General features: G+C 67.8%; 14 protein-coding genes. 12 read left to right on the top strand and 2 right to left on the bottom strand.

What is annotated here, in order from left to right; translation table 11 throughout:
- Positions 1-62 precede the first annotated feature (62 nt).
- From FDN03_RS05230 to FDN03_RS05215, 4 genes are all read left to right on the top strand, one after another.
- Positions 63-1,448: an aminotransferase class III-fold pyridoxal phosphate-dependent enzyme gene (locus FDN03_RS05230; protein WP_138174788.1), complete on the top strand. Its 1,386-nt coding sequence runs from the start codon at positions 63-65 to the stop codon at positions 1,446-1,448.
- 196 nt (positions 1,449-1,644) lie between these two features.
- Entirely contained in the window at positions 1,645-2,628 is a 984-nt protein-coding gene (gene speB / locus FDN03_RS05225; RefSeq protein WP_138174786.1) for an agmatinase, read from the top strand.
- Between the two features lies 1 nt (position 2,629).
- Complete coding sequence (locus FDN03_RS05220; protein ID WP_138174784.1) at positions 2,630-4,303, top strand: thiamine pyrophosphate-binding protein; 1,674 nt, start codon at positions 2,630-2,632, stop codon at positions 4,301-4,303.
- Positions 4,304-4,531: 228 nt separating this feature from the next.
- Positions 4,532-5,038, top strand: a complete 507-nt coding sequence (locus FDN03_RS05215) for a GNAT family N-acetyltransferase (protein ID WP_138174782.1) — start codon at positions 4,532-4,534, stop codon at positions 5,036-5,038.
- Positions 5,039-5,057: 19 nt separating this feature from the next.
- Here the strand turns inward: FDN03_RS05215 and FDN03_RS05210 are convergent, their stop codons facing one another.
- Positions 5,058-6,005 carry an inositol monophosphatase family protein gene (locus FDN03_RS05210; RefSeq protein ID WP_249354304.1) on the bottom strand — a complete coding sequence of 316 codons (948 nt, stop codon included), beginning with the start codon at positions 6,003-6,005 and terminating at the stop codon, positions 5,058-5,060.
- A gap of 122 nt (positions 6,006-6,127) precedes the next feature.
- Here FDN03_RS05210 and FDN03_RS05205 point away from each other — a divergent pair, with 122 nt between their 5' ends.
- From FDN03_RS05205 to FDN03_RS05185, 5 genes are all read left to right on the top strand, one after another.
- Positions 6,128-6,874 carry a GntR family transcriptional regulator gene (locus FDN03_RS05205; protein ID WP_171021134.1) on the top strand — a complete coding sequence of 249 codons (747 nt, stop codon included), beginning with the start codon at positions 6,128-6,130 and terminating at the stop codon, positions 6,872-6,874.
- Between the two features lie 95 nt (positions 6,875-6,969).
- On the top strand, positions 6,970-8,115 hold the full coding sequence (locus FDN03_RS05200) for a CoA transferase (protein WP_138174778.1): 1,146 nt from the start codon (positions 6,970-6,972) through the stop codon (positions 8,113-8,115).
- 79 nt (positions 8,116-8,194) lie between these two features.
- Entirely contained in the window at positions 8,195-9,379 is a 1,185-nt protein-coding gene (locus tag FDN03_RS05195) for an acyl-CoA dehydrogenase family protein (RefSeq protein ID WP_138174776.1), read from the top strand.
- A 110-nt stretch (positions 9,380-9,489) separates the two neighbouring features.
- Positions 9,490-10,947, top strand: coding sequence for an aldehyde dehydrogenase family protein (locus FDN03_RS05190; RefSeq protein WP_138174774.1), 1,458 nt, complete (start codon positions 9,490-9,492; stop codon positions 10,945-10,947).
- Between the two features lie 28 nt (positions 10,948-10,975).
- Positions 10,976-11,833 (top strand): 3-hydroxyacyl-CoA dehydrogenase family protein, encoded by an 858-nt coding sequence (locus FDN03_RS05185; protein ID WP_138174772.1) that lies wholly within the window; start codon positions 10,976-10,978, stop codon positions 11,831-11,833.
- Between the two features lie 99 nt (positions 11,834-11,932).
- Here the strand turns inward: FDN03_RS05185 and FDN03_RS05180 are convergent, their stop codons facing one another.
- Positions 11,933-12,373 (bottom strand): pyridoxamine 5'-phosphate oxidase family protein, encoded by a 441-nt coding sequence (locus tag FDN03_RS05180; RefSeq protein ID WP_054820856.1) that lies wholly within the window; start codon positions 12,371-12,373, stop codon positions 11,933-11,935.
- Positions 12,374-12,472: 99 nt separating this feature from the next.
- Between FDN03_RS05180 and FDN03_RS05175 the strand changes: the two genes are divergently transcribed.
- From FDN03_RS05175 to FDN03_RS05165, 3 genes are all read left to right on the top strand, one after another.
- On the top strand, positions 12,473-13,591 hold the full coding sequence (locus FDN03_RS05175; RefSeq protein ID WP_138174770.1) for a phosphatase domain-containing protein: 1,119 nt from the start codon (positions 12,473-12,475) through the stop codon (positions 13,589-13,591).
- Positions 13,592-13,595: 4 nt separating this feature from the next.
- Entirely contained in the window at positions 13,596-14,066 is a 471-nt protein-coding gene (locus FDN03_RS05170) for a thioesterase family protein (protein WP_138174768.1), read from the top strand.
- A 119-nt stretch (positions 14,067-14,185) separates the two neighbouring features.
- Positions 14,186-15,151: an IS481 family transposase gene (locus tag FDN03_RS05165; RefSeq protein ID WP_138174902.1), complete on the top strand. Its 966-nt coding sequence runs from the start codon at positions 14,186-14,188 to the stop codon at positions 15,149-15,151.
- Positions 15,152-15,303: the final 152 nt, after the last annotated feature.

Genomic DNA, 15,303 nt, shown 5'->3' with positions numbered 1-15,303 from the left:
ACCGTCGAATTGGATGGAACGGCCAGTGACGCGTGTCACCGCCGGATCATAGCGTGGTTCCCATGACTGAAACCCTGCCTTCCGCCGTGCTGTCCCCGCTCGCTTCGAACCCTGCCGCCGACGGCGCCCACCGCCTGCCCCAAAGCCGCCACCTGGCCACCCAGATCCCCGGCCCGCGTTCCCGGGAACTGCATGCCCAGCGGCTGGCCGAGGTCAGTGACGGCTTTGGGATTACCCTGCCGGTGTTCGTGCAGCGCGCCGACGGCGGGATCATCGAGGACGTGGACGGCAACCGCCTGATCGACCTTGCCTCCGGGATCGCGGTGACCTCCCTGGGCGCGGCCAACCAGCGCGTTGCCCAGCGGGTGGCGCAGCAGCTGGAGAAGTTCACCCACACCTGCTTCATGGTCAGCGAGTACGAGTCCTTCACCCGCGTCTGCGCGTGGCTGAACCGCAACACCCCGGGCGACTTCGCCAAGCGCACCGCATTGTTCTCCACCGGCGCGGAGGCCGTGGAGAACGCGGTGAAGATCGCCCGCGCGGCCACCGGACGGCCGAACATCCTGGTCTTCGACGAGGCCTACCACGGACGCTCACTGCTGACCATGGGGATGACGTCGAAGGTCAACCCCTACAAGCTGAACTTCGGGCCCCTGCCCGAGCACATCGTGCGCGCCGCCTCCGCGAACCCGCTGCGTTCGCAGGGCCGCGACGTCCACGAGCTGCTGGCCCTGGTGGAGCAGCAAATTGTGGAGCACGGGGCACGGAGCTTTGCGGCCATGGTGATTGAGCCGATCCAGGGCGAGGGCGGGTTCATCGTCCCGATGCCCGGTTTCCTGCCCGGGCTGCGGGCCCTGGCGGACAAGTACGGGATCGTGCTGGTGCTTGATGAGATCCAGACCGGGATCGGACGCACCGGCAAGCTGTTCGCCGCCGAACACGAGGACGTGGTCGGGGACCTGGTGCTCACCGCCAAGGCGCTGGCCAACGGCGTGCCGCTCTCCGCGGTGACCGGGCGGGCGGAGCTGATGAACGCGCCACACGCCGGAGGCCTGGGCGGCACCTACGCCGGGAACCCGCTGGCCTGTGAGGCGGCGCTGGCGGTCTTCGAGCAGTTCGAGGACGGCAGCGTGCTGCGCAACGCCCAGCGGATCGAGGAACTCACCCGCCAGATGCTGGAACCGCTGGTGGACTCCACCGGCAGCGTGGCCCAGGTGCGGGGGCGCGGGGCGATGCTGGCCGTTGAGTTCGCGGACCGCGACACCCTGGCCCCGCGCCCGGAACTGGCAGCGGCGGTGTCCCAGGCCTGCCACGCGGCCGGGGTGCTGACGCTGACCTGCGGCACCTACGGCAATGTGCTGCGGCTGCTGCCGCCGCTGGTGATCGGCCAGGAGCTGCTGCGCGATGGGCTGCAGGTGCTGCGCCAAGCGGTCCTGGACCTCGCCTAGGCGCCATCCACGCCATTTTCAGGGGCCGGCCGAAGACCGGGAACGCGGCAGACCGCGTCGGTCTTCCGCCGGCCCGCGGCGTCCGGAACGGACCCTCACCCTTGACGGGACGGGCAGGGGAAAATAGCATATTCGACAACGAGAGTTTCCTATTGGAAAACAGAGGTTTTCCCCTTCAGCGTCGAAAGGACCAGCCGTGGAAGAAATCCGTATCGAGGAAAACGGCAAGCTCGGACCCATCAATGCCGCACTGATCCCGCGCTACGCCGGTGCCGGAACCTACGCCCGGCTGCCGCGCCTGGACCAGGTTGAAAAGGCAGACATCAAGATCGTGGGCGTCCCGTTCGACACCGGGGTCTCCTACCGTCCCGGTGCCCGCTTCGGCTCCACCCACGTACGCGAGTCCTCCCGCCTGATCCGCCCCTACAACCCGGCCGTGGACATCTCCCCGTTCGCGCTGAGCCAGGTCGCCGACGCCGGGGACATGGCGGTGAACCCGTTCAACATCAACGAGGCCATTGAAGCCATTGAACACAACGCCCTGGAACTGACCGAGGACGGGGCCTCGCTGGTCACCATCGGTGGGGACCACACCATCGCCCTGCCGCTGCTGCGCGCCGCCTCCCAGCGTGCCGGCGGACCGGTGGCGCTGCTGCACTTCGATGCGCACCTGGACACCTGGGACACCTACTTTGGTGCCGAATACACCCACGGCACCCCGTTCCGCCGCGCGGTGGAAGAGGGCATCCTGGACACCGAGGCCATCAGCCACGTCGGCACCCGCGGCCCGCTGTACGGCAAGAAGGACCTGGAGGATGACAAGCGCTTCGGCTTCGGCATCGTCACCAGCTCGGACGTGTACTACCAGGGGGTGCGTGAAATCGTGGACAAGCTGCGCGACCGCATCGGCAACCGCCCGCTGTACATCTCGGTGGACATCGACGTGCTGGACCCGGCCCACGCCCCGGGCACCGGAACCCCGGAAGCCGGCGGGATCACCAGCCGCGAGCTGCTTGAAATCCTGCGCGGGCTGCGCGGGATGAACATCGTCGGCGCGGACATCGTGGAAGTGGCCCCGGCCTACGACCATGCCGAGATCACCGGCGTGGCCGCCTCCCACGTCACCTACGACCTGATCAGCCTGATCAGCGACCTGCGCCACGGCAAGGGAATGAACTAGCATGTCCAACACCGCGCAACGCAACGGCGGGGACCTGGTCATTGAGACGCTCAGTGCGCTCGGCGCCAGGACCGTGTTCGGAATTCCCGGGCAGCACGCGCTGGGGCTCTTTGACGCGCTCTCCCGCTCGGACCTGCATTTCGTCTCCTCCCGGGTGGAGAACAACTCCGCCTTCGCCGCCGACGGCTATTCCCGGGCCACCGGGGAAGTGGGCGTGCTGTTCCTCTCCACCGGCCCCGGGGCGCTAACCTCCCTGGCCGGGCTGCAGGAAGCCTACGCCACCGGCGTGCCGATGGTGGTGGTGGCAAGCCAGATCCCGGTGGATGGACTGGGCGCCCGGCGCAAGGGCATGCTGCACCAGCTTGATGACCAGAAGGCCTCGGCCGCAAACGTCACCAAGTTCCAGCGCACCGTGCACCACGCCTCCTCGATCCCCTCGGCCATCCAGGACGCCTGGGCCGAGGCGATCACCGTGCCCATGGGCCCGGTCTGGGTGGAGGTGCCGCAGGACGTGCTGCTGGCCCCGGTCATGGTCCCGCCGGTGCGTGATGCGCTGGCCGAGGCCTATGAGCACCCGCCACGCATCGAGCTGATCGAGGAATCGGCCCGCTGGCTGGCCGACGCCCGGCGCCCGGTGATCGTGGCCGGGGGCGGCGTGCGCCGCTCCGGCGCGCAGCAGGCGCTGGCGCAGGTCGCCGAAACGCTGCAGGCCCCGGTGCTGAGCACCCCCGGCGGCAACGGCGCGTTCGGGTGGGACCACGAACTCTCCCTGCAGTCCTGGGTGGAGGACCGCTACGTCACCGAGGTCCTGGAGGACGCGGACGTGCTGATCGTGGTCGGCTCCTCGCTGGGCGAGGTGACCAGCAACTACTTCACCCTGACCCCGCGCGGGCGGATGATCCAGATTGACGCCGAACCGCGGGTGCTGGAATCCAACACCCCGGCCCTGGGGCTGCGCGCCGATGCGAAGGCCGCGCTGGAGTTTCTGGCCGAGGAACTACGGCGCACCGGGCACCAGGCCCGCGTGGACTGGCACGGCCAGAGCCCGCAGCAGCTGGTGGCCCAGACCCTGGAAAAGGTGCAGCGGCGCCTGGATTCGCAGGACCTGGACAAGGAACGCCGGTTCATGGCCGACATCCGCCAGGCCGTGCCGGAGCGGATGCAGACCTACTGGGACATGACCATCGCCGCCTACTGGGGCTGGAGCTGCTGGGACGCCCGCCAGGGCCAGTTCCATTCGGCGCAGGGGGCCGGGGGACTGGGCTTTGGCTACCCCGCGGCCATCGGCGGTGCCGTCGGGCTGGAAACCCAGGGGCTGGGCCACGCCGAGGCGCGGGTGCTGGCCGTCTCCGGTGACGGATCGGCCATGTACTCGATCGCCGAACTGGCCACCGCCAAGCAGCACAACGTCCCGGTCACCTGGCTGATCGTGGATGACGGCGGCTACGGCATCCTGCGCGAATACATGGAAGGGGCCTTCGGCAAGGCCACCGCCACCGAGCTGGCGCGCCCCGACTTCGTGGCCCTGGCCGAGTCCTTCGGGATACCGGCCCGCCAGGTCCCGGTGGAGGAGGTCGGGCAGGCGCTGCGCGAGTCCTTCGCCGCCGAGGGGCCAAACGTCGTGGTGGTGCAGACTCTGCTGAAGATGTTCGCTCCCACGCATCTGGAAGCGTAAGCCACCGCGGCGTGCCGCGCAGCACCGGGCACCAGCAATGAACACCAAGGGGGGCCTGCCGTGGGCAGACCCCCTTGGTGTTTGGCGGCAGCAGGGCAGTGGGTCCACCCGTGCCGAAGCGCCGGCTGATCCTGGCCCCGCACGGCCGGGAACAGCTGCTAGGCCCGGGTCCACGATCCGTTCCTGAGCTACCCGCAGCTCCATGGAAGACCCACGAACGGAGCAGCCGTGCCCTCAGACCTTCTCAAGGTCGATCCCACCCAGGCGGGCCCTGAACTGCCCGCCACCGAAGATGCGCGGATCCAGCCGATCCATCCCCGTCACGCCGCGGACTTGGCGGCCGCCTGCCTGGCCGCGTACCCGCCCGAGGTGGCCGCAGCAACGCTGCACGACGCCACACGAGAAATGGAGCAGACCTTCGCCAACCACTACGGGCGGTTGCTGCCCGAATGCTCCAGCGCTGCCGTACCCGGTGCACGGGCGGTCGGTGCCGTCTTTGTGGTCCAGCGATCCATCTGGGATCCCGGACTTCCCGGTCCCTTTATCATCGACCTCTTCGTGGCCCCCGCTGAGCGGGGACGGGGGCTGGGCCGCGCCCTGGTGCTGGGGGCGCTGTCGGGCTGCGCCCGCAGCGGGCACCGCACGCTGAGTCTGCGGGTGGGGGAGGGCACCTCGGCCGCGGCCTGGAACCTCTACCGGCAACTGGGGTTCTGCCCCATCCCCTGCACCGGGTAGGTGGGGGCGGGCAAGGGTGCTAGCGGCCGTGGCGTGCGGCGGCGGACCGGTGCTCGGCAATGCGCTGGGCGGCGGTGCGCAGGCTGGGGTAGTCGGCGCCCGGACCCTGGGCGATGAATCCCGGGGCCAGGTGGTCCGGGCCCGGCTCGCCGCCGTGATGCAGGCCCCGGTAGCTGCCCCCGCTCATGCGCACCAGGTGGGCCCCGGCAGCCACGTCCCAGGCCTTGGTGTCAAAGCCGATGGTGGCGTCGGCCCAGCCGGCCGCCACGTGTGCCAGGGCCATCGCCGCGGAAACCTTGCGCCGCACGGTCGCGAAGTCCAGGACCCACTGGCCAAAGAGGTCCAGGGCAATCCTCCCGTCGGCCGCGATCGCCTCGGCCGATGGGTAGTCGGTCATCAGGTTGGCGTGCTGCTGGCCGGGGCGCGGCCGCGGCCGCAGCGGCTGCCCGTTCAGGAACGCGCCCTGGAGGTTGGCGCTGAACTCATCGCCGGTGACCGGGTCGATCACCACCGACGCCACCAGCTCATCGTCGATGGCCGCGGCAATGGAGACGCAGAAGAATGCGATGCCGTGCACGAAATTGCTGGTTCCATCCAGCGGGTCCACGATCCACTGGATGGGCCCCGAGGGATCGCCGGTGGGCAGATCCTCCACCGTTTCCTCGCCCAGCACCCAGGAGTCGGGGCAGCGGGAGAGCAGCTCACGGGTGAGCAGCAGTTGGCTGCGCCGGTCCAGTTCGGTGACCAGGTCGTGGGTGTTCGTCTTGTGCTCGGCCCCGATTCCGGTGCGGAAGTTCTCCCGCAGCAGCCCGGCCGCCTGGCGCCCGGCTTCCAGGGCAACACTGCGCAGCCGTTCGGCCAGCTGCTGCCGTTGCGTGCACGACGGGACCGTCGGCGGCTGCCGGGGGTCGGTTGCCTCGATGGTCGCGGGACGCGGAGCGCGGTGCCTTGATGCCTGGGATGCCACGCCTCCAGCCTAGCGCCCCGACGCGCTGCACCCTCGTTGCGCGGGCCGGGGAACCGGGCGCGCGGGATGGAACCGGCCGATGCGCCGACCCGGCCCGGGCGAAGCAAGATAAGCTTCTGGCCATGAGTAGCATGCAACCGATCGTGCCCAAGGTGTCGTTGACCGAACAGGTGACCACCATGATCCGTGCCGCCATCGTCTCCGGAGAGATGAAGCCGGAGGAGCACTACTCGGCGATCGCCATCGCCGAGAAGCTCGGCGTTTCGCGCACCCCGGTTCGCGAGGCCCTGCAGCTGCTGGAGAAGGAAGGCATCGTCACCGTGGCCAAGAACCGCGGGGTACGGGTCAATCAGATCTCCCTGGACGATATCGTCGAGGTCTTCCAGGTGCGCCTGGCCGTGGAACCGCAGGCCGCGGCGCGCGGGGTGCTCAACGCCAGCGACGCCGATATCCGCACCCTCACCGAGCTGCACCAGCGGATGCTGCAGATCGGCGAAACGGGGGACGGGCGGGCCACCCTGGAAGCCGACAAGCAGTTCCACCTCTACCTGTTGGGGTTGGCAGGAAACGCCAAGCTGGATGCGATCATCAGCGAGCTGCGCAATCTGGTGCTGGCCCACGGGCAAACCACCATCCCCCAGGCCCGCACCAGCCAGGAGCTGGCGGGGGACCGGGATGAGCTCATCGAGGCCATCACCCAGCGTGACCCGGCGGCGGCGGCCACCGCGATGCGCAACCACGTCATGCGCACCGCCCAGCTGCTGATCCGCTCGGTCTGTGCCCGCACCCCCGGCCTGGATGCCCAGAAGTTCATTGAACGCCTGGACCAGCTGATGCTCCTGCCGGAGAACTGCCCCAACCCGCAGTAACTTTGGCTCCGCCCCTTGTCGCCGACGACCACCTGATCTAGAGTTGCATGCAACATGTAACAACGATGTTGGCTGATGAAAAGGTGGTCTAGCCGATGACCCAACCACTGCAGGGAATCAAGGTCGTTGACCTCTCCCGGATCCTGGCCGGGCCCTTGTGCACCATGACACTGGCCGACTTCGGCGCCGAGGTGATCAAGGTCGAAAGCCCGGCAGGCGACGAAACCCGCAGCTGGAAGCCGCCGGTCACCGACGCCGGGGTCAGCACCTACTATTCGGCGGTCAACCGCAATAAGCAGGCAGTAGTCGCCGACTTTGCGGATCCGGCCCAACTGCAGGCCCTGCTGGAGCTGATCCGCGACGCGGATGTGCTGGTGGAAAACTTCCGGCCCGGGGTCCTGGCCAAATTCGGCCTGGACTACCACAGCCTCGCCGAACTCAACCCCCGTCTCGTGTACTGCTCCATCTCCGGATTCGGCGACAAGCAGGGGGCTGCGCTCCCCGGCTTCGACCTGCTGGTGCAGGCCGTGGGCGGGCTGATGAGCATCACCGGTGAGCCGCAGGGCACCCCCTCGAAGGTCGGGGTCGCGCTGGTGGACGTGCTGGCCGCCCAGAACGCCACCACCGGAATCCTGCTGGCACTGCGCGAGCGGGACGCCAGCGGGCAGGGCCAGCAGGTGAACATCACCTTGATGGGTTCCCTGCTGTCCGGGCTGACCAACCAATCCAGCAGCACGCTGGCCACCGGGCGGTCCCCGGCCCGAATGGGCAACGCCCACCCCAGCATCGCACCCTACGAAACCTTCCGCACCGCCGACGGGGTGGTGGCCATCGCCGTGGGCAATGACCGCCAGTTCGCGGCCCTGCTGCGCGAACTGGGACTCGAGGCACTGGGGCAGGACCCGCGCTTTGCCGAGAACAGCTCCCGGGTGGCGCACCGTGAAGAGCTCAAGGAATTAATCGAGAACGCCACCGTCACCCGCCCGGCGGCGTACTGGGCCGAAGCGTTGATGGGGGCCGGGGTCCCGGCGGGCAAGGTGAACTCGATCGCCGAGGCCATAGACTTCGCCCGCGACCTCGGGCTGGAACCCACCGCCCTGATCCGCGACCGGCACACCGCGCAGGAAACACGGCAGATCGCCAGCCCCATCGGGCTCTCCCGCACCGGCGCCCAGTATCACAGCGTGCCCCCGGCCCACGGCCAGCACCAGCAGCTGCTGCTGAACCCCACCGGCAGCTAGCGCCACCGACCCGGGCCCGGCGCCCGCACCGGCCGGGCCACTACCCACCCAACCCCTCTTCCGTTTCAAGGAGCACACCATGACCACGACCACCACCGGCACCGCCCTGGATCCTTCGGACCTGATCAACTTCGATGCGCTGCTCAGCTCCGAGGAGCTCGCGCTGCGCCAGCAGGTGCGCCAGTTCGTCGCCGAGAACATCAAGCCGAACATCGCCACCTGGTACGAGAAAGCCGTCTTCCCGCTGGAAATCGTGCCGGAAATGGCCAAGCTCGGCCTGCTGGGCATGCACCTGGAAGGCTACGGCTGCGCCGGGCGCAGTGCCGTGGAATACGGGCTGGCCGGTGCCGAACTGGAGGCCGGGGACTCGGGGCTGCGCACCTTCGTCTCCGTGCAGGGCTCCCTGGCCATGAGCGCCATCTACAAGCACGGCTCCGAGGAGCAGAAGCAGCAGTGGCTGCCGCAGATGGCCGCCGGCGAGGCCATCGGCTGCTTCGGGCTGACCGAGCCCACCGCAGGCTCGGATCCCTCCAGCATGACCACCTTCGCCCGCCGTGACGGGCAGGACTGGGTGCTGAACGGAACCAAGCGCTGGATCGGGCTGGCCAACGTGGCCAAGGTCGCCGTCATCTGGGCGCAGACCGATGAGGGGATCCGCGGTTTCGTGGTTCCCACCGACACGCCCGGGTACTCGGCCACCCCGATCGAGCCGAAGCTGTCGATGCGCGCCTCGATCCAGTGCGAAATCGAGCTGAGCGACGTGCGCCTGCCCGCCGATGCGGTGCTGCCGCACGTCACCGGGCTCAAGGGGCCGTTCTCCTGCCTGAACGAGGCCCGCTACGGCATCATCTGGGGCTCCATGGGCGCCGCCCGGGACGCGTTCGAGGATGCCCTGGCCTACTCGCAGACCCGCATGCAGTTCGACAAGCCGCTGGCCGGCTACCAGATGACCCAGCAGAAGCTGGTGGACATGGCCCTGGAAATCAACAAGGGCTTCCTGCTGGCCCTGCACATTGGCCGGATGAAGGACGCCGGAACCCTGGACCTGCACCAGATCTCGGTGGGCAAGCTGAACAACTGCCGCGAGGCCATTGAAATCTGCCGGGAGGCGCGCACCATCCTGGGCGGCAACGGCATCACCATGGACTACTCGCCGCTGCGCCACGCCAACAACCTGGAATCGGTGCGCACCTACGAGGGCACCGATGAGGTGCACACCCTGATCCTGGGCAACAAGCTCACCGGGGTGCCGGCCTTCCGCTAGGACCGGCATTGCGTCGGGGCCGGCAAGTAGCCGCCCCGGCGCGGCGTCCCAAACACGAACCGTCACCAGCACCGCCTCCTCCAGCGGGCAGCATCTACAAAGTCAGGCATATGAAGGAACAGAACACCGTGGTCGAGCTGCGTCAATTCCTCAATGGCCAGTGGGTTCCCGGCCAGGGGCAGCAGGTCAGCTCCAGTGCTGCGGCCATCCCCGAACGAACCCTCGCCCAGGGGGCGGCGGCCACCGCCGCACAGGTCGGGCAGGCCCTGGACGCGGCGCACGCGGCGTCCGCCGACTGGGCGGCAACCCCCATGGCCACCCGGGCCGGCTACCTGCAGCGGGCCGCAGCCTGGCTGCGTGAGCGCGCCGAACAGCTGGGCGCCGAGCTGTCCAGGGAGGAAGGCAAGACGCTGGCGGAGGGGATCGGTGAAGTCCGCCGGGCCGCGCAGATCCTTGACTACTATGCCGGGCAGGCCGAACGCGATGCCGGCACGGTGTTCCAGTCGCCACGGGCCGGGGAACAAATCCTGGTGACCCACAAGCCGCTGGGTGTGGTGGGGGTCATCACCCCGTTCAACTTCCCGATCGCTATTCCGGCCTGGAAGATCGCCCCGGCGCTGATCTTCGGCAACACCGTGGTGTTCAAGCCCGCCAGCCTGGTGCCGCTGCTGGCAATGCGGCTGGTCGAGGCCCTTCAGGCCGCTGGCCTGCCCGCCGGAGTGCTGAACCTGGTCATCGGTCCGGGCCGACTGGGCGATGCCATCATGGACCACCCGCGGTTGGCCGGACTGTCCTTCACCGGCTCCACCGGGGTCGGACGCCAGCTGTGCGCCGCCGGCGCGGCGCGCGGGGTCCCGGTGCAGGCCGAGATGGGCGGCAAGAACGCCTCGGTGGTGCTGGCCGACGCGGACCTGGAACTGGCCGTGGAGCAGGTGCTGTTTGGCGCGTTTCGCTCCACTGGCCAAAAATGCACCGCCACCTCACGGCTGATCCTGGACGCGGACATCGCCGAGGACTTCTTGGGCCGGCTCACCGCCCGGCTCGATGACTGGGTAACCGGGGACCCTCTGGACGCGGCGGTGCACATGGGTCCACTGGTGGATGCCCGGGCCCGCGATGCGGCCCAGCAGGGGCTGGAACGTGCCCTGGAGCAGGGCGCCAGCATCCGCTATCGGGGCGCCGCCCCGCAGGAGGCCGGGTTCATGCCGCCCATCATCCTGCAGCTGCCCGAGGGGCCGCGGGGGCGTGAGAACGCGGGATGGCGTGAGGAATTCTTTGCCCCCATCCTCTCGGTCATCCAGGTCGCCGGCGCCGAGCAGGCCTTCGCCGCCGCCCAGGACAGTGAGTTCGGGCTGAGCCTGGCGCTGTTCACCACCAACCTGGCCACGGCGATTCGCGCGCAACAGCAGCTTGATGTGGGTATTCTGCATGTGAATTCCGAATCGGCCGGGGCCGACCCGCACGTACCCTTCGGTGGGGCCAAGGCCTCCGGATACGGGCCGAAGGAACAAGGGGCCGCGGCCCGCGAATTCTATACGCACACCACCACCACCTACCTGCGCGGCTAGCACGGGCACGGGAATCGGAAGGACAACGATGCAGATACAGCGGATCCTGGTCATCGGGGCGGGAACCATGGGGCGCCAGATCGCCATGAGCGCGGCCCTGGCCGGCTACAACACCACCCTGAACGACATCTCCGGCGAGGCGCTAAAGGCCGCGGGGCGGGAACTGGATAAGTGGGCCGCGGGCCGGGTGGCCAAGGGCAAGCTGACCCAGGCCGATGCCGACGCGGCCCTCGCCCGGCTGGAACGCAGCACCGACCTGGACGCGGCGGCCGGCAACGCGGATCTGGTGATCGAGGCGGCCGTGGAGAAGCTGGAGGTCAAGAAGGCGCTCTTTGAGCAGCTGGGCCGCAGCACCCCGGCACACGCGATCCTGGCCACCAACTCCTCCACCTTGGCCTCCTCGCATGTGGCGCAGGCTTCCGGGCGCCCGGACTTGGTGTGCAACATGCACTTCTTCAACCCGGCCCTGGTCATGAAGTGCGTCGAGGTGGTGCGCAACGAACACACCAGTGACGCCACCGTGGAGGCCGTGATGCAGGTGGCGCGCGCCATGGGCAAGGACCCGGTGCTGGTGCAGAAGGAGGTCCCCGGGTTTGTCGCCAACCGCATGATGGGCGCGCTGCAGCGCGAGGCGCTGGAACTGGCCGCCAACGGGGTCGCCAGTTTCCTGGACATCGACACCACGGCCAAGACCGCGCTGGGACATCCGATGGGTCCCTTTGAACTGATGGACCTGGTGGGCATCGACGTCATCGACTTCATCGCCCAGGCCACCTACGCCGAGACCGGCGACGCCGCCGACAAGCCGCACCCGCTGATAGCCGAGAAGGTCGCCGAAGGCCGTCTGGGACGCAAGAGCGGCGCCGGGTTCTACGACTACTCCTAGCGTCGGGCACCGCCGATGGGAAACGTCAGGGGACCGCGAGAATTCCCGGTCCCCTGGCGTGGTGGCGCCCGGCGCGGGGCAGGGCGGGTGAAGCGGGAATCAGGCCTCGTCGGTAACCTCGGGTTGGGCGCCGAGGATGAAGTGGCGTCCGGAGATCCGCTCGACCTTGACCCGGACCCAGGCGTCCTTCAGGGTGGGGATCCACGGGGTGACGCCCGACTCGCGGGCCTCGCGGATCTCCTCCTCGCTTTCCAGCACGGCCGCGGTGCCGTGCACCACGACGCTCCAGGCTTCGTCGGAGAGCACCCCGTCGGCCTCGAAGGCGATGGAGGAGTTCACGGTCATTGCCGCGAGCTTGTTGCCCGGAGCGGTGCGGATGAAAATATAGCCCTTGTGCACGGCAAAATTCACGGGAACGATGTCGATGATGCCCGCCGCGGCGGTGGCAACACGTCCGTGGGCGCTATGGGCCAGCAATTCCCAGCACTGTTCCTCGGTCAGTTTAAGGACCGGATCGTCATTGTCGTGTTCAAATCTCATACCCTCAGTTTTCTACGTCCTGTAGAAAAAGTCCAGTGCATTCGGGCACAAATTTCTGGCGACACCCCCAGTCGGGGCCAGTCGTGAAAGACTGGTTGCATGACTCATGCTGCAACTGACGGCACCGCGCGCCATATTGCCGCACGCATGGAAGACGGCTTTCACCGCTGGCGCGCCCGTCGGGCTCAGGGCCGGGGGCTGCGTCCCATCATTATGCCGTATCTGGGTTATGGATACAGCAGCGGCGACGGGGGCTGGGTGCGCGTCTTCGCCCGGGTCGCCCTGGCGCGTCCGGGATTCTTCGAAAACGGGCGACACAAGGCCCAGATGATCGAGGACGGGATTCGCGGCTTTCGAAACTTCATTTCCCCGATCCTGCCTTACGCCGAGGTCATGGTCCACGTGGCCGGCCAGGACTTCAAGGTCCACGCCGACCGCGGCGGGGTGATTGATGCCAAGCTCAGCGTCGACCTGACCCCCGGGTGGCACCGGGTGGATGTCAGTGTGGCCCAGGGGGAAGGAGCCAGCACCGAGGTGCTGGTCATTGACGAAAACCAGCGCACCGGGGTGATCTGCGATGTGGACGACACCGTGGTGGTCACCGCGCTGCCCCGGCCGTTGCTGGCGGCCTGGAACTCCTTTGTGCTCTCCGAACATGCCCGGGTGCCCACCCCCGGGATGGCGGTCATGATGGAGCGGCTGGTCACATCGCGCCCCAACACCCCGACCATCTATCTTTCCACCGGCGCCTGGAATGTCGCGCAGACCCTGAACCGGTTCCTGAGCCGCAACCTCTATCCCCGGGGGCCCATGCTGCTCACCGACTGGGGACCCACTCCCAGTGCCTGGTTCCGCAGCGGAGTCCAGCACAAGGTGGACCAGCTGCGCCGCCTGGCCCACGAGTTCCCCAACATCCGCTGGGTGTTGATCGGTGACGACGGGCAGCATGACCCGAGCACCTACGCCGAGTTCGCTCGGCGCTATCCGCAGCACGTGCGTGCCATTGTCATCCGCCAGCTCACCCCATCCGAGGCGGTGCTGGCCGGCGGTCGCTCCCACGAGCTGCAAATGTCCACCCCGGACACCGACTGGGTCTACGAGGCCGACGGATCGCGCATCGCGCTGCGGCTGCAGCAACTGGGCCTGCTGGAAGGTGAAAAGCGTGGCGCCGCAGCCGCGCCGGAGTCCGGGAGCCAGGCCGATGACGGAAAGGGATAAAACGATGGAAGCCGGAACCGTATTGCGCGTCGAGGTCCCCATGCGCTGGGGCGACATGGATGCGTACGGGCACGTGAACAACGTGAACCTGATCAGGCTCATGGAGGAGGCGCGCATCGCCGGCTTTGGCGTGCCCGGGGGCACCGGCGCGCCGGGGATGCGTCCGAAGGTGGATATCTTCTCCGCCGTCCCGGCCGGGGTCCAGATCCTGGTGGTCGAACACCGCGTGCGGTACTCCAGACCGCTGGAATACCGCAACGTCCCGGTCAACGTGGACCTGTGGATCGCAAGCGTGAAGCCGGCCAGCTTCGATATCTGCTATGAATTCCGGGATCCCGTGGAGGACACCCTGTGTGTGCGGGCCACCACCACGCTGGCCTTCTTTGACACCGCCAGCTCGCGGGTACAGCGCCTGAGTGAGGCCGAACGCGCCGGGCTGGCACCCTTCCAGGGGCGGCCGGTCTTTGGGCGCTAGTTGTTCTTCCCACGGAGGTTGTGGGCAACGGCGCGTTGTGTGAGAAGAGGTGAGGACCTCCGGTATCGATATGGGTAACCACACTCATCTCGAATCACACGAAGGTCCTCATGTCTTACATTACTCATGCCCGCGCTTCGCTGACACCGCAGGGCCGACTGAAAATGGTCCTGCTGGTCATCAACGAGAAATGGACGCAGGCGCGTGTCGCCGAGCGCTTCCAGGTCGCTCGCGGGACGGTGTCGAAGTGGGTGGCCCGGTACAAGGCTGAAGGTGCGGCAGGGCTTGAGGACCGCTCATCCAGGCCGCGCCGCTCACCGAACCGCACGTCCCAGCGCACCGAGCGACGGATCGTTGCTCTGCGCGTGAGCCGGCGGTGGGGGCCGCACCGGATCGCGTATCACCTGCGCCTGCCGCAATCGACGGTATCGAAAGTGCTGAGCCGGTACCAGGTGCCGCTTCTTGGGCACATCGATCTGAACACCGGTGTCCGGGTGCGAAAGCCCAAGCCGGTGCGCTACGAGCACGAGAACCCCGGCGATCTGGTGCATGTGGATGTGAAGAAGCTGGGCCGGATCCCCGACGGCGGAGGCCACCGCACCCTCGGCCGTGCGCGGGGGAACAGGAACCGGTCCGGTGTTGGTCACATCTACTTGCATTCCGCGATCGATGACCACTCCCGGTTGGCGTATTCGGAGATCCTTGAGAACGAGAAGAAGGAGACCGCGGCCGGGTTCTGGGAACGCGCGAACGCGTTCTTCACCAACCACGGCATTACCGTTTCACGCGTGCTGACCGATAACGGCTCATGCTACCGCTCACGCCTGTTCAACGACACACTCGGCGAGCACGTCGCGCACAAGTTCACCCGGCCGTATCGGCCTCAGACGAATGGGAAGATCGAGCGCTTCCACCGCACTCTCGCGTTCGAATGGGCCTACGCCCGGCACTACGGCTCAGAAGCCGAGCGCGCCGCCGCTTACCCGGCCTGGCTCCATGAGTACAATCATCACAGACCCCATACCGGCATCGGCGGCAAATCACCCATCGACCGCGTACACAACGTCCATGGGAAGAACAGCTAGATGCCGTTGGGCCCAAAAATGAATTAGGCTAGCTATATCTAACCTATTAGTTCAAGGGGTGTTTTTGTGGCCAAGAGTGATGATCGTCGTCCGGTGCGTCCGCAGGTAGTGCTCGACGTGGTGGCTGGCCCGCAGATGTCCGCGGACAGGGT

Source organism: Glutamicibacter sp. V16R2B1 (genome assembly GCF_005774635.1).
Classification (GTDB): domain Bacteria; phylum Actinomycetota; class Actinomycetes; order Actinomycetales; family Micrococcaceae; genus Glutamicibacter; species Glutamicibacter creatinolyticus.
This window is presented reverse-complemented; position numbering and strand designations above follow the sequence as displayed.

What these genes read in the sequence shown, in the direction of transcription:
- FDN03_RS05230 (WP_138174788.1), top strand. Translation starts at nt 63, where the DNA reads ATGACTGAAACCCTGCCTTCCGCCGTGCTGTCCCCGCTCGCTTCGAAC.
- FDN03_RS05220 (WP_138174784.1), top strand. Translation starts at nt 2,630, where the DNA reads ATGTCCAACACCGCGCAACGCAACGGCGGGGACCTGGTCATTGAGACG.
- FDN03_RS05205 (WP_171021134.1), top strand. Translation starts at nt 6,128, where the DNA reads ATGAGTAGCATGCAACCGATCGTGCCCAAGGTGTCGTTGACCGAACAG.
- FDN03_RS05200 (WP_138174778.1), top strand. Translation starts at nt 6,970, where the DNA reads ATGACCCAACCACTGCAGGGAATCAAGGTCGTTGACCTCTCCCGGATC.
- FDN03_RS05195 (WP_138174776.1), top strand. Translation starts at nt 8,195, where the DNA reads ATGACCACGACCACCACCGGCACCGCCCTGGATCCTTCGGACCTGATC.
- FDN03_RS05190 (WP_138174774.1), top strand. Translation starts at nt 9,490, where the DNA reads ATGAAGGAACAGAACACCGTGGTCGAGCTGCGTCAATTCCTCAATGGC.
- FDN03_RS05185 (WP_138174772.1), top strand. Translation starts at nt 10,976, where the DNA reads ATGCAGATACAGCGGATCCTGGTCATCGGGGCGGGAACCATGGGGCGC.
- FDN03_RS05180 (WP_054820856.1), bottom strand. Translation starts at nt 12,373, where the DNA reads ATGAGATTTGAACACGACAATGACGATCCGGTCCTTAAACTGACCGAG.
- FDN03_RS05175 (WP_138174770.1), top strand. Translation starts at nt 12,473, where the DNA reads ATGACTCATGCTGCAACTGACGGCACCGCGCGCCATATTGCCGCACGC.
- FDN03_RS05170 (WP_138174768.1), top strand. Translation starts at nt 13,596, where the DNA reads ATGGAAGCCGGAACCGTATTGCGCGTCGAGGTCCCCATGCGCTGGGGC.